We start from the raw sequence: 12,992 nt of genomic DNA, 5'->3' as shown, positions 1-12,992 counted from the left end.
GCTACAATCGTGGAGGTTTAGCAATCGTCGATGGCTTGGAGCCCAATACAGGACTGTGTTTCGTTCTGGGTTGGCCTTCAGCTTGCCCATGCAGATACTGTCTGGGTCAAATCAATCGGCGTCTAAGCTCACCCCCCCTAGCTGAATTTGTTAGATTCGGTTGTAGTGAGTAAATATGGTTCTCCTATCGTTTTAATTAGGGAGTATTGAGGAATCCGGCATGACCCAAGCCAATAATGTACTAGAAGCTATCCAAGCCCCTGCGAATGATTTAGATAATCTTGTGGAGGATGCTGCCAGTAGCGCTAGTGAGGATAACCAAGCTGACGAAGGAGGGAAAGCGAGTAAAGCCCGTACTGCCCGTCGTCGCGGTCAATCCAAGAAAAAGCATTACACGGAAGATTCCATCCGTCTTTATTTACAAGAAATCGGCAGAATTCGGTTGCTACGAGCTGATGAAGAAATTGAATTGGCCCGTAAAATTGCAGATTTGCTAGAGCTTGAGCGAATTTACGACGATCTTTACGATCGCTTAGAACGTGAGCCTCAGCTGCAAGAGTGGGCTTTAGAAGTGGATATGCCCCTCAATCGCTTCCGCCATCGGCTCCATGCAGGGCGGCGTGCCAAGGACAAAATGGTGCAGTCGAACCTCAGGTTGGTGGTGTCCATCGCCAAGAAATATATGAATCGGGGCCTATCGTTTCAAGATTTGATTCAAGAAGGCAGCTTAGGATTAATTCGAGCTGCGGAAAAGTTTGACCATGAGAAAGGCTATAAGTTCTCCACCTACGCCACTTGGTGGATTCGGCAGGCTATTACTCGTGCGATCGCAGATCAATCCCGCACTATTCGTCTTCCCGTCCACCTCTACGAAACCATTTCCCGCATCAAAAAAACCACCAAATTGCTCTCCCAGGAAATGGGTCGCAAACCCACAGAAGAAGAAATTGCGACTCGGATGGAAATGACCATTGAGAAGCTCCGCTTTATTGCTAAGTCCGCGCAGCTACCTATTTCTTTGGAAACGCCCATCGGTAAAGAAGAAGACTCTCGATTGGGAGACTTTATTGAGTCCGATGGTGAAACCCCTGAGGATCAAGTTTCTAAGAGCCTACTGCGCGAAGATCTAGAAACGGTTTTGGATACGCTCAGCCCTCGTGAGCGGGATGTTCTCAAGCTGCGATATGGCTTAGATGATGGCCGGATGAAAACCCTAGAGGAAATTGGCCAAATTTTTAACGTTACCCGTGAGCGAATTCGCCAAATCGAAGCCAAAGCGCTTCGTAAGCTGCGCCACCCCAATCGCAATAGCGTTTTGAAAGAATATATTCGCTAGTTTCTCGCTTTGCTTTTCTGGTTTATATTCAGTGCCAGGTTGTACTGAGTGTGACCCTTAGAAAAGCACGGTGAGCCGTAGTCTATATGGGCATCAAGCAACCTCCCTTAAATTGGGCTGGGTTGCTGGTGCCCAATCATTGTATATGCTGGTGAGGGTGGGGGATATGAACAGTCGTATTTTGTAGGATTGATGCGTTCAGTGATCACTGAAAACGTTCATTCAATAAACTTCTGAATATTAGCGTTGCTAAGTTGTGAAGTGCCCGGCCAAACTGCTCATAAACGTTATCCAAGCAGACTACTGTTATCCTATGTTGTTGCCCCATCTAGAACTGCTCAACCACCAAGCTGAAGATATTCGAAATTGGTATATCAACAAAACCTTGGGGGACCCCCATCGTCCAGCTATCCAGTCCCTGCATGACCGTCATATTTGCGTCATGGGGGGGTGTGGTCAAGTCGGATCTCACCTGATTACCAAACTGTATGAGTATGGCTACCCCGTTGATCACCTCTCAATCAATGATGATTTACGACTGGGTAAACGCGAAAATTTACCCGTTATTTTTCGTGACCAAGTCGATACCCGGTGCCATCGCGATTATGCGCTGAACCCAGATCGCCAGCCTGACATTTTAATTTTTGTCGGAGGGCGATCGAGTGCCCCTCATTTCCAGAGTCTGGCCGATGTTCTAGAAGAAGTTGCAATCTGGAAAACGGTTCTAGAATGGTGCGTGGCGGAGAAGATTCGGCTTATTTTTGCGTCTACCAGTAGCCTTTGTAAAAAGCGACCTTCCCTGGAAGAGCAGCGGGTCTGGCCTGCTTCGCTGTATGAAGCGGCGAAGTTGATGATGGAGGACATGATTATTCAGCAAGCCCTCTGCGATGATTTAGCGGCCCAAATTTGCCGATTTTTTTCAGTCTATGGCGTCACCGAGCAACATAAAGGGGCGTTTGGCAATCTATATACTCAAATTCTGTGGCATACCCTCCAACAAATTCCCTTTGAGCTATGGGGGCGAGCGGGACAATTTGTGCCAGGTGAGCAAACCCGAGATACGATTTTTGCCGCAGAAGTGTCGCGAGCGCTCCTGTATTTGTTGACTTTGCCAGAGCCGCAGCCTCAGGTCGATAACATTTCGGACATGGTCTACAACATTGGCCAAGGTCAACCGATTTCGATTCGCACCATGATCCAACAGATTGAAGCCTTATTGCCCCCAGAATGCCAGCCCCTGATTGTCGAGGCTGAAGTGCCAGAAACGATCCCCAATTATGTGGTTCATACCTGGGGAAATCCCCAGAAGCTTCTAGGCACTGACTTTCACCCCCTTTTTACTGAGCATCCTGATAATCTGAAATTTATTGCCTATGCCTTGCTGAGCAATCTGGATTGGTACTGGTCAACGGTGGAGGATTTGCGTCGTCAGTCCTTAGTCAAGGTTTGATGGCTAGAGAATGGATGGGATTGTGGCAGGCTTAAGGATGGTTCAGGGAATGCTGAAGGTGATCAGATCACCCCTGGGAAATATGACACACTCAAAACAGTGGTATCAAGCCCATCAGTTACGGAGGCTTCAATGATGAATGTGTTTGAAGACGTGAGCCGCTTTTTAGAAAAGCAGTTAGAAGAATTTCTTCGAGCCCATCCACATTTGGAATTGCAGGTTCTGGTCGATAATTTGCGAGAGCAGGACGTTAAAACAACTAAGTTACTGGCCGAACTAGAAGCGGAAGAGAAACGTCAACAAGATGCCATTTTAGCGACAGCGAACGAGATCCAGCGCTGGCATGAACGCATTAAAAAAGCGGAGGCAGCTGGACGACAGGACTTGGCCACGGCAGCTAAAGCGCGCGAAGCCTCACTGCTAAGCCAAGGCAACCAACAGTGGGGACAAATGGAGGTGACCAAAGCGCGATTGCAGCAAACCCAATCCTTGTTGGAGAAAATTCGGGTCCGGCAACAAGAGGTGCAAGAAAAAATTCGACAAACACCTCGTAAACCCCAGCCCAGCCCAGCCCCCTCTCAAACGTCAGATCCTTCCAGTGGTTGGTATCACAAGGTCTCCCTGGGTGATCCCGATCCCCTAGACGAACAGTTCAGAACTTGGGAAAGAGAGGCAGAACTCGAAGCGTTAAAACGCCAGATGGGGCGCTAAGGTATTCTGTATCCACCTCCAGTGCAGCGGTTTTAAACGTCTAGCAGGGCATTCAGTTGGATGACTGAATGCCCTGCTATCGATATAGGATTGTTGAGAATTGATTTAACCGAAGAGATTCTCAATCAGGTACTGTTCAGTTTCTTCTTCCGGAGAGGGATCGCCACTAATTAAGTCATGAATGTTTTGACTGAGGTCACGGGCTTTCTCGTATTGTGTCAAATCCCCTTGCTCAAAATAGAGCTTGGCTGCTGTGCGCAGGTCATCAACAGCATGTTGCTTGTGATCAAAGTCGGATTTGAGTAGGCCGCGCTCAAAGTAAGCATTGGCAAGGGTCGGCTCTAGTTGAATCGCCTGAGAGAAGTCTTCCATGGCGATGCGATGATCTTCTAACCGCTGCAATTGCTTGCGAATAAGACCGCGCTGATAAAAGTGATCCGCTATCGCTGGATTGGCTGAAATGGCCTGGGTGAGGGTGTCAATCTCTCTGAGGATTTCCACCAGTTCCTCCACACTTTCGGTTTGGGCTGCAAGATGCTGAGAATTATTTTGTTGGGCATCGACACGGCTATCCAGGTCTGAAGCAGAGGACTGTAGGTATGCGATCGCATTTTTTAAATCCTCCATGTCTGTGGACAGTTTCTCAACTTGTGTTTGCGATGTTTGATTTTGCTCGTTCAGGGTCTTAAAGGTGACCTCTCCCTGTTGCTGGGACTGTTTGAGCGTTGTGAGCACAGATTTCAACTCGTCTGTTTGTTCCGTTAAGGTGGCGATGGTTTGCAACGCTTGGGTCTTTTGCTGAGTTAAATGCTCAATTTGAGCATGAACGCCTTCACTACTTTGCTTCAGTACAACGATCTCAGCATGGGCTTCGTCTTGGCACCGTCGGATCAAATGGGCGTTCTCCATCCGTTGCTGCTCTTGAACAGCCGCAATCTGTTGACGGCGATTGGTCAGATTAAGGATAGCGGTTAAAGACAAAGGAATTGAGGCAAAAGCAATTTGCTGAGTGACCAGGGAGGCAACACCCCCGCCGATCGCGGCACAAACAGTCAGGGTATCAATGAGGTTAATCCCGCCGGAGGGACTGGCGCTCTCTTGCATGTTATTTGCGGCTTGCATAGTTTCCGAAAATCCTAAAATTCTCAATAATGGTTCAGGGACAATTAGTTTAGTAGGGCTTGATTGAGATGTAACGCAGGCATCATTAAATCGGCCTCTTCCGCCGTGAGATGCTCCCGCAGAATTTCAGGCATTTCTTGCCATGTCAATGTAGATGCATGCTCATCCTTAACGGCATGGACAATCGTTCGTTGCCAAAGTAATAGCCCATCTCGGAGACGATCGAGATCATTAAACAGCATGGCCGTTGCTGTATAGCGCAGCGTATTTTTGCGATCGCGATGGCACGTTTCTCGATAATCTTTAGATCCCTTATGAAAGACTTGCGGATCAATCTCCATTAATTTTGTATCCGCTTGCTCCATCAGGGTTGCCTCAGCATCCCGAATTTTTTCATAGGCGCTAATGCGTTGGCGAGCGGACTGAATATAGGACTTTAAAAAGTTCAGGTCTGCATCCGTTGCATAGCGACCATCTGCTTCAATACTCAGGTGCTTGAGTTGTGACAGCATATTATTTCCCCCTCATTAATGTTGGTTGTTTATACGGGTTGTGAATGGGCTAAGTGAGTTGAAACGTCACTGCGAGTCTCTTCCAGTTGGCTGATCATGGATCGAGTGATGAGTTTCCCTTTCTCCACCAGAACCTTGCCATCTAAGGGATGTAAAATATTGTCTTCAGCGCGGCGACCAATCAAGCATTCGATGTCACTTATATCACTGAGATACATCCCCGCCGGGAGTTCGACAACGACGCCCTCGCCCATGACTTTGCTTTGGCAAGCCAAACGGGAATTCAGTTTACAGGTTGTGATCACTCCTAAGGTCCGCCGTTCCCGGCGACTCATGGGAGACAAATGTTCCATCCCCTCTTTGATGTGGATATGGCAAGTGGCACACATTCCACGCCCCCCACATTCGCTGAGAACCTTCAGTTCATTTTTGAGTAAGGCCGATAGCAAATTATCATTGGTGGCGATACTCGTTTCTTGGCCAATAGGGTCTAATTTAACGATTTTGGCCATCGCTATACTCTCCCAGTTTGTCTACGGATTAATTGTTTTGACATGGGTCTAACTCACAGTTGCAGCAGGTTGACTACAAAGTTGCGATAGGATTGTGTCGTGATCCTGAGCTTCTTTGATCCAAGCTTCGGCAGCTTTGATCCGCTCTGGCAACCCTAAAATAAAGGAGTTGTGGGTGGCCTGCAGCGATTCACAGGTGGTTTGCACACAGCCCAGCTCACGTCCCGTTAACTGACTAAAAAAGGCGCTCAAGAGTCCTGACTCGACAAAGCAAGAGGGATGTTCTCCCGCCCCTCGCACTTTAGCAAAGGCAGAATGCTGAGTCTGAACGACCAAAAAACCCTGTTGATGGTAACTAAAATCAAGCTCGATCAGTCCCCAGCCATAAGTTTTCCAGCATGCTTTGAGTAGCTGTAAAAACTCCACCATTTCCATCTCAGCTAGAGACTTCCCGTAGTATTCACTAACCTCAGAGGCAAATCGTCGGTAAAAATTTCTTCCCCAATAATAGCCACATTGTTGGAGGACTAAGTCGGCAGCGGGGCCTACTTCATGTTCTAAACCGGAGTACAGCGCACTCAACAAGGTTTCTGGCAACGCAATTAAGCGGGCGCCTTCCCGGTTCTCAATCAATCCTAGTTCCGTGTCCCCTTGGACGTATACATTGGGGGCAAAGAAATTACCAGGGATATGCTTCTGGCTTGTTAACTCTTCAACGGCAATCATTATTTCGATCCTCTGGTCATTAACCCAAAACCACTAATTCTCGATTACTATCTTCACTGAATAGCGCTGCATCGACGGGCTGGAGGAAAGGCTCTATCAGCATGATTTGGTCCTCAGCCAAGACGGAGTGCAAGCACTGATGCAGTAACTCACTGATATGTTGATGCAAGGAGAGGTATTCGTCCCCACTCACTACATCCGTGAGCCAGCCCAGTTGGTCGGTCAGCACCTCAGGCTGATCCATCAGCATAGCCATGGCACTGTAACGTAATACAGCAATCCAATGGGTCAACACTTTTTCGATATCGGATGGAGAATTGGAGGCAGGTTCCTTATGCAGCTGATCTGCAATGGTTTGGAAAATAACCAGCTCATGATCTCGAATAGCTTCATATACGGTCAATCGATCTTGCAGAGCATCCACTTGCTGCTTGAAGCTATTCATCTCTGTGGGCTGTAGGTAATGATCTTCCGCAGCGCGCGCAAGATCTTCAAAGGTTGATTGCATGATAATCCTCAAAACATATCAGAGAAGTCATTTAAGTTCAGGTCATCCTCAGGAGCAATCAGGGATGACTTCGATATATCGGGTATGGCGGCGATATTGGGGTGCCCTTCCCAAGCAAAGTACTGAAAGAAGTCCTTGATAGTCAGACGGGTAGAAAACGACTGAGAGGAGGGCACCAACGTTTGTGGTTTGACGGGAAGTCCTAACCAATTCAATTGACTCAAAAAGGTCTGTACCGTCTGGCGCTGCCAATTAGCCATTTCACCCTCGGCAGCGTGGGGCTTCGATCCCTCTGGCAGCTTTTGTCCTGACCAGTTATAGGCTTGTAGGAACTCGTGGACAGTTAAATCCTGCCATGCACTGGGTTCGCTCATTCTAAATATTCCCCATTGTGAAGTCGGGTTTCGATATCTCGGGTGGTGGCTCCTTCGTTTTGCCAGAATGTGGCTGCATCAATGCGATCTTGCTTGCCAAGGAGGAACTTACAGTAGGTTTCGCCCATGGCGTAGCATTGGGTTTCGATACAGCTCAGCTCTTTTTTAACGAGATGGCTAAAGAACCCTGCGAATAAACCTGCATAAATATGGCAAACGGGCTTACCGACATCACCGAGGGTCCGAGCGACAGCTGAATCAAAGATGTTGATAAACATAAAACCATTCTTTTGGTTTTCTAAATCAACCTCCCAATTTCCCCAGCCTTGGCTGGTAAAGGGCCACCACCAAGCTTCTAAGGCCAAGGAAGGACGACATTTTTGCAAGGATTGTTGAAATTGGGCCTCAAACCAGTTTTGGAAGAAGACAGCATCTTGTTTGCCCCATTCATGACCGATGTTATACATCACTACAGAAGAGGCGCTTCCCACCTCTTGCTCTAAACCTTTGATGAGCGCAATGATGAAATCTTCACTCGCTAGAATATTGCGCGAATTGTGCCAATCATCAATGGTGCCTTGTTCCCGATTAAAGGAGAAGAAATCCTCAAAACGATAGTGATTAAGCTTGTGAGGATAGGACTGTTTAAATGAATGTCCGCTAGCGCCGCTTGAACTGGGACTGGCGGCGGTTTCTGCTGGTGTAAAAACCATTGAGAATAACCCTTTTTTGTTTAGTTGAATGATGAACGGGTAGTGGTTGCCTAAGCAAGGCTCGAAGCAATCTATCTACAGTAGATAGGTATAAAAATACTTTGTTTATAGACAAATAAAGTAGCATTCTTTGTCTATAAACAAGGGTTCCCTCTTGCTGGCTAGATTGAACTTTTTTTGATAAATTTCTACCGCTAATCGATGCGGATAAATCCCTATAAGAAGGTGCGGATATATGCAAGCATATGCATGTATCCATAGCTCTGTCCTATGGATAAGGCCATCGTTCTATAGGATATGGCAATGAAGGTTTATGAGTGATTTAGGAAATGGTCTGCGGCAGATATTTTTTATAAGAAGAATAAAAATATCTGCGCAAATAATATTTACTAAGATCACATATAGACTTATAAAGCTCAATCCGTGAAACCACGGATTTTATAGAATGTTTTTCTATTCTAGGAGTGAAAAATTGCTAAGCCTGTATTTTTGATAGCAGACTTTTTCTATTTCTAGTGTTGAGGCTAGAGGCTATGGTGCAAAACGCTGAATAAATGTCAGATCTACTTTCAGGAATGTGTAACCTTTAAATATCAACAAAGATCTGTGCTGTCTAGGTGAATTCCTTGAGTGCACATCATCAGATCTATCCTCCAAAGCTAGTTTTTTACCTTATTTCATTTGGCTAGGTTCGATTGTGCCCACTAAGATCTCTCCCATGACGAATTACTACATACGGAAGCTTTACCGTCAGAAGGATCCGTATGTATCACAGGTGGAGGATATGGGCGATGACTTTTCCACATTTCTGGATCTTGAGCATGTTCTCAAAAACCTCTATGGTCGAGGTGAAACGCTCGATCTGATGATTCGGCAGTTAGAAACGCTGGTGCAATACCATCAGGGACTCACTGCTCAATCCGTTTCACCACCGGCTCAGCTAGAGGAAGTTGAACAGCGTATTTTCGCTATTTTAGGAGAGTCAGATCAAGGGACAGGACCCTCTATATCAGCGAAGGCCGCGATTCAGGAGACACCGACCTCCCTGGAAACGGGGGTCACGGTTGAGACGCTATTGGGTATTCTCAACCAATTGCAAGAAATAGGTAAAACCTATTTGGGTGCAGCCATCACGGTTAATTATCTGCAAGCTGCGCGCCCTAGCCAAGACTGGTTTAAGCAATTTCAGATTCAGCGATCGCAAAAGGTTACCTATCCAGGCAATCTGACTCAATCCTTAGACGATCAGCAAAAAGAACTGGCACGGCAATGGATTAACACCTTTATCCAATCCTGTGCTCAGGTGATCACCAAATTTCCAGATATTGTCGATCAGCCCCAAATTCTGAACCAACTGTAATCGGGCCAACTGGAATGGGTTGACGCCGGCGGAGATTAAGCCCCTCGTGTTTCGACTGCAAGACAGCGTACAGTAGAAATAATCGCTCGCTTTTGCAAAGGACGAGGCTCTGTGAGTCATCCAGACTATCTTGAACGCATCCTGACAGCGCGGGTTTACGATGTGGCACAGGAAAGTCCCCTGGAACTGGCTCCCCGCCTATCAGACCGCCTACAGAACCGCATTCTCCTCAAACGAGAGGATATGCAGTCGGTCTTCTCCTTCAAGCTCCGGGGTGCCTATAACAAAATGGCGCAATTACCCCTGGACCAACTGCACCAAGGCGTGATTGCGGCGTCTGCCGGAAACCATGCGCAGGGAGTGGCTTTGGGTGCCCGACAACTAGACACAACAGCCCTAATCGTCATGCCAGTCACTACCCCCAACGTTAAAGTCGAGGCGGTCAAAGCCCGAGGGGGCCAGGTCATTCTCTACGGCGATACCTACGATGACGCCTATGCCCATGCTCGTCAACTATCTGAGGAAAAAGGACTGACCTTTATTCATCCCTTCGATGACCCAGATGTGATTGCGGGGCAAGGCACCATTGGTATGGAAATTTTGCGGCAGTATCAAAAGCCCATCCATGCCATTTTTGTTGCGATTGGCGGCGGTGGTTTGATTTCTGGTATTGCAGCCTATATCAAACGCCTGCGGCCAGAGATTCGAATTATTGGGGTTGAACCGATAGATGCTGCTGCCATGCATCAATCTCTGCAAGCCGGCCAGCGGGTTCGGCTCTCCCATGTGGGGTTATTTGCGGATGGGGTGGCGGTGCGAGAGGTGGGCACAGAAACCTTTCGTCTCTGTCAGCAGTATGTGGATGACATTGTCTTAGTGAATACTGATGATACCTGTGCGGCTATCAAGGATGTGTTTGAAGAGACCCGCTCTATCTTAGAACCTGCGGGGGCTTTGGCCGTTGCCGGGGCCAAAGCGTATATTGAACAAAAACAGGTGCGATCACAAACCCTAATTGCCCTAGCCTGTGGGGCCAATATGAATTTTGATCGGCTCCGATTTGTGGCTGAACGGGCAGAGTTGGGGGAACGTCGGGAAGCGATCTTGGCCGTGACGATTCCCGAAGAACGCGGTAGCTTTCGAAAGTTTTGTGCCTGTTTAGGTAACCATAACCTGACTGAGTTTAACTATCGGATTGCGGACAAACAGGAAGCCCATATCTTTGTGGGGGTACAAATTCAGAATCGAGCGGATGCGGCCCAAATCATCCAAACCTTTGAGAAGCAAGGGTTCAAAACCCTCGATTTAACGGATAATGAATTGGCCAAACTCCATCTCCGTCATATGGTCGGTGGGCGATCTGCCTTAGCCGAAAATGAACTGCTCTATCGATTTGAATTTCCCGAACGTCCAGGGGCACTCACTAAGTTCTTAAGCTGCATGAGTCCCGATTGGAACATTAGCCTCTTTCACTATCGCAATAATGGGGCTGACTATGGGCGGATTGTCGTGGGTACCCAGGTCCCTCCCCATGAAATGCATCAATGGCAATCCTTCCTCGATACCTTGGGATATCCCTATACGGATGAACGGCACAATCCAGCCTATCAATTGTTCCTGGGCTAAGAAATTAGGAAAGGCTGCTGACTACTGCTGTGTGCGCCAGTCAGCCCAGCTGCTTGAGTGCTAGTGCTCGTCTACTGTTGAGATCTGAGAGACGGGGACATAGAGTAATGCTGCCGCCTCTTTTAAGGCATCTAAACGCCGATTAAACCAACAGTCTTTAGGCAGTTGGTGAATTGATTGAATTCGGTGCAACCGTTCGGCAACCTGACCATGCACACCCACCAGAAACACTATTTTGCCCGTATCATCCGCATCTTTGAGAATATTTTCAATGGCCAAAGAGGCAGTAATGCCCACCCGCGTCACATCGCTCAGGTCCAGAATGAGCACTTTATAGGCTTTCACAATCGAAAGCCGCTGAGAAATCGATTTGGCGGCCCCAAAACTCATGGGTCCACTAAAGAAAAATAGCAGGATTTTTCCTTGGGCCTTGGCAATAATCTCTTTTTCGAGCTTGCTCAGCTGTTGGTCGTCTGTTGGCCCAGTAATGGTTCGCATGGTTTCAACTTGCAAATCAGTCAGGCTCTTAATGGTTAACAAGTTGGCCAAAAATGCACCAACGGCGACAGCGGTCACCAAATCGACAAACACGGTTAAGAACATGACCAGGTACATTACACCGGCACCCTTTAAAGACAGCCGATGGGCCCGTTTGAGAAAACTCCAGTCAATAATATCGATGCCCACTTTAATCAAAATTCCGGCTAAGACAGCATTCGGAATGGGTTCGGTTAAAGAAGAGGCTCCCACGACAATAATGGCCAGCACTAACGCATGAATAATGCCAGACAAGGGCGTCTTGCCCCCTGATTTAGAATTAATGACGGTGCGCATGGTTGCCCCTGCCCCCGGTAGCCCGCCCAAGAATCCCGATACCAAATTGCCAATTCCCTGCCCAATCAGTTCGCGATCGGAATCGTGCTGAGTATGGGTAATGTTATCCGCGACCAATGAGGTGAGTAGCGAGTCAATGGAACCCAGCATGGCCAACATGACACTGTAGCCCAACATCGTTTTGGCGTACTTTATCTGAAACAGGGGCAAATGGGGTTCCGGCAAGCCGGCGGGGATTTTGCCAATAATGGGGATGCCGCTATTTGGAAATAGATAGACTGACATTGACGTACAAATCACTAAGGCGATTAAGGGCGCCGGGAGAATCCGGTTCAGCCGGGGCGGTGCGGCAAAGACAATCACCAAGGTTAGTACACCTAACCCCAACGCCACCGGATTGATATCAGTGACAACATTCGGGAGTTGTTGGATCGCACTCACCACTTTGGAGGATGCTTTATGTCCCAGTAAGGGGGCAATTTGTAGGGTAATAATGATTAAGCCCACGCCGGACATAAAGCCAGAGATGACGGTATAGGGCATTAAGGTGATGTACTTCCCTAACCGTAATAGCCCAAATAAGATCTGAAACAGCCCTGCCATCATCACTACCGTGAAGGCCATAGCCAACCCAGATTGAGGATCTTCCCTCATCAAAGCTGTAAAAATGGTGGCCATCACCACAGACATGGGGCCAGTGGGGCCAGAGATCTGAGAAGGCGTCCCCCCACATAAAGATGCGAATAGGCCCACCCCAATGGCACCGTACAGGCCAGTAATGGCTCCTGCACTAGTGGAAATATCTGCTGTGGCAGAGACTCCGAAGGCAAGGGCGAGTGGTAGGGCTACAATTGCGGCGGTTAATCCACCCAGTAAATCGCCTTGAAAGTTACGAAAGTGTAGGGTATTGATAAACCTAAACTGAGCATTTGCCATGAAGCGAAGCCTACTATTGAGTTCATTTAGGTGTGAAAAATTTAGGTGTGTAAAATTATAATCTCAGGACTAATCACTATTTGCAGGGAAAAATTGAAGGGAAGATTTGCCTAGATACTTAGAAGAGCGTATTCACCTAATGTAATAGAAGTTGCCAAGTGTGGCCATTCATGTCTATACTGAGGTTCCACGCCGCGGGGTAGAGCAGTCTGGTAGCTCGTCGGGCTCATAACCCGAAGGTCCATGGTTCAAATCCGTGCCCCGCCACCAGT

General features: G+C 47.8%; 13 protein-coding genes and 1 tRNA gene. 6 read left to right on the top strand and 8 right to left on the bottom strand.

What is annotated here, in order from left to right; translation table 11 throughout:
* The first annotated feature begins 220 nt into the window (after positions 1-220).
* The 3 genes from rpoD (at position 221) to Q0986_RS22570 (ending at position 3,497) form a co-directional block, all read left to right on the top strand.
* Complete coding sequence (rpoD, locus tag Q0986_RS22580) at positions 221-1,336, top strand: RNA polymerase sigma factor RpoD (protein ID WP_299416475.1); 1,116 nt, start codon at positions 221-223, stop codon at positions 1,334-1,336.
* Between the two features lie 313 nt (positions 1,337-1,649).
* The gene (locus Q0986_RS22575) at positions 1,650-2,786 is read left to right on the top strand and encodes an NAD(P)-dependent oxidoreductase (RefSeq protein WP_299416469.1); all 1,137 of its coding nucleotides are present in this window, start codon (positions 1,650-1,652) and stop codon (positions 2,784-2,786) included.
* A gap of 135 nt (positions 2,787-2,921) precedes the next feature.
* Entirely contained in the window at positions 2,922-3,497 is a 576-nt protein-coding gene (locus tag Q0986_RS22570) for a TIGR04376 family protein (RefSeq protein WP_366918667.1), read from the top strand.
* A gap of 105 nt (positions 3,498-3,602) precedes the next feature.
* Here Q0986_RS22570 and Q0986_RS22565 read toward each other — a convergent pair whose 3' ends face one another.
* From Q0986_RS22565 to Q0986_RS22535, 7 genes are read right to left on the bottom strand one after another with little or no spacing between them, the layout of a single operon-like run.
* Positions 3,603-4,619 carry a hypothetical protein gene (locus Q0986_RS22565; protein WP_299416461.1) on the bottom strand — a complete coding sequence of 339 codons (1,017 nt, stop codon included), beginning with the start codon at positions 4,617-4,619 and terminating at the stop codon, positions 3,603-3,605.
* A gap of 44 nt (positions 4,620-4,663) precedes the next feature.
* Complete coding sequence (locus Q0986_RS22560; RefSeq protein WP_299416457.1) at positions 4,664-5,131, bottom strand: allophycocyanin; 468 nt, start codon at positions 5,129-5,131, stop codon at positions 4,664-4,666.
* A gap of 29 nt (positions 5,132-5,160) precedes the next feature.
* A complete protein-coding gene (locus Q0986_RS22555) occupies positions 5,161-5,643 on the bottom strand; it encodes a 2Fe-2S iron-sulfur cluster-binding protein (protein ID WP_299416454.1) in 483 nt (160 codons plus the stop codon).
* 48 nt (positions 5,644-5,691) lie between these two features.
* Positions 5,692-6,369, bottom strand: a complete 678-nt coding sequence (locus tag Q0986_RS22550) for a V4R domain-containing protein (RefSeq protein WP_299416449.1) — start codon at positions 6,367-6,369, stop codon at positions 5,692-5,694.
* A gap of 19 nt (positions 6,370-6,388) precedes the next feature.
* Complete coding sequence (locus Q0986_RS22545; RefSeq protein WP_299416447.1) at positions 6,389-6,877, bottom strand: hypothetical protein; 489 nt, start codon at positions 6,875-6,877, stop codon at positions 6,389-6,391.
* A gap of 8 nt (positions 6,878-6,885) precedes the next feature.
* Positions 6,886-7,251 carry a hypothetical protein gene (locus Q0986_RS22540; RefSeq protein ID WP_299416444.1) on the bottom strand — a complete coding sequence of 122 codons (366 nt, stop codon included), beginning with the start codon at positions 7,249-7,251 and terminating at the stop codon, positions 6,886-6,888.
* Positions 7,248-7,964, bottom strand: a complete 717-nt coding sequence (locus Q0986_RS22535; RefSeq protein WP_299416440.1) for a V4R domain-containing protein — start codon at positions 7,962-7,964, stop codon at positions 7,248-7,250. The genes Q0986_RS22540 and Q0986_RS22535 overlap by 4 nt, the downstream gene beginning before the upstream one ends.
* 718 nt (positions 7,965-8,682) lie before the next feature.
* Here Q0986_RS22535 and Q0986_RS22530 point away from each other — a divergent pair.
* Both Q0986_RS22530 and ilvA read left to right on the top strand, forming a co-directional pair.
* Positions 8,683-9,324 (top strand): hypothetical protein, encoded by a 642-nt coding sequence (locus Q0986_RS22530; protein WP_299416436.1) that lies wholly within the window; start codon positions 8,683-8,685, stop codon positions 9,322-9,324.
* A gap of 111 nt (positions 9,325-9,435) precedes the next feature.
* Positions 9,436-10,950 carry a threonine ammonia-lyase, biosynthetic gene (gene ilvA, locus Q0986_RS22525; RefSeq protein ID WP_299416433.1) on the top strand — a complete coding sequence of 505 codons (1,515 nt, stop codon included), beginning with the start codon at positions 9,436-9,438 and terminating at the stop codon, positions 10,948-10,950.
* Between the two features lie 60 nt (positions 10,951-11,010).
* Here ilvA and Q0986_RS22520 read toward each other — a convergent pair whose 3' ends face one another.
* Complete coding sequence (locus Q0986_RS22520; RefSeq protein ID WP_299416430.1) at positions 11,011-12,720, bottom strand: SulP family inorganic anion transporter; 1,710 nt, start codon at positions 12,718-12,720, stop codon at positions 11,011-11,013.
* A 193-nt stretch (positions 12,721-12,913) separates the two neighbouring features.
* On the opposite strand from Q0986_RS22520, the gene Q0986_RS22515 reads away from it, so the two are divergent.
* Positions 12,914-12,990: transfer RNA gene (locus tag Q0986_RS22515), tRNA-Met, on the top strand.
* The last annotated feature ends 2 nt before the right edge of the window (positions 12,991-12,992 follow it).

Source organism: Acaryochloris sp. IP29b_bin.148 (assembly GCF_028285565.1).
Lineage (GTDB): Bacteria > Cyanobacteriota > Cyanobacteriia > Thermosynechococcales > Thermosynechococcaceae > Acaryochloris.
This window is presented reverse-complemented; position numbering and strand designations above follow the sequence as displayed.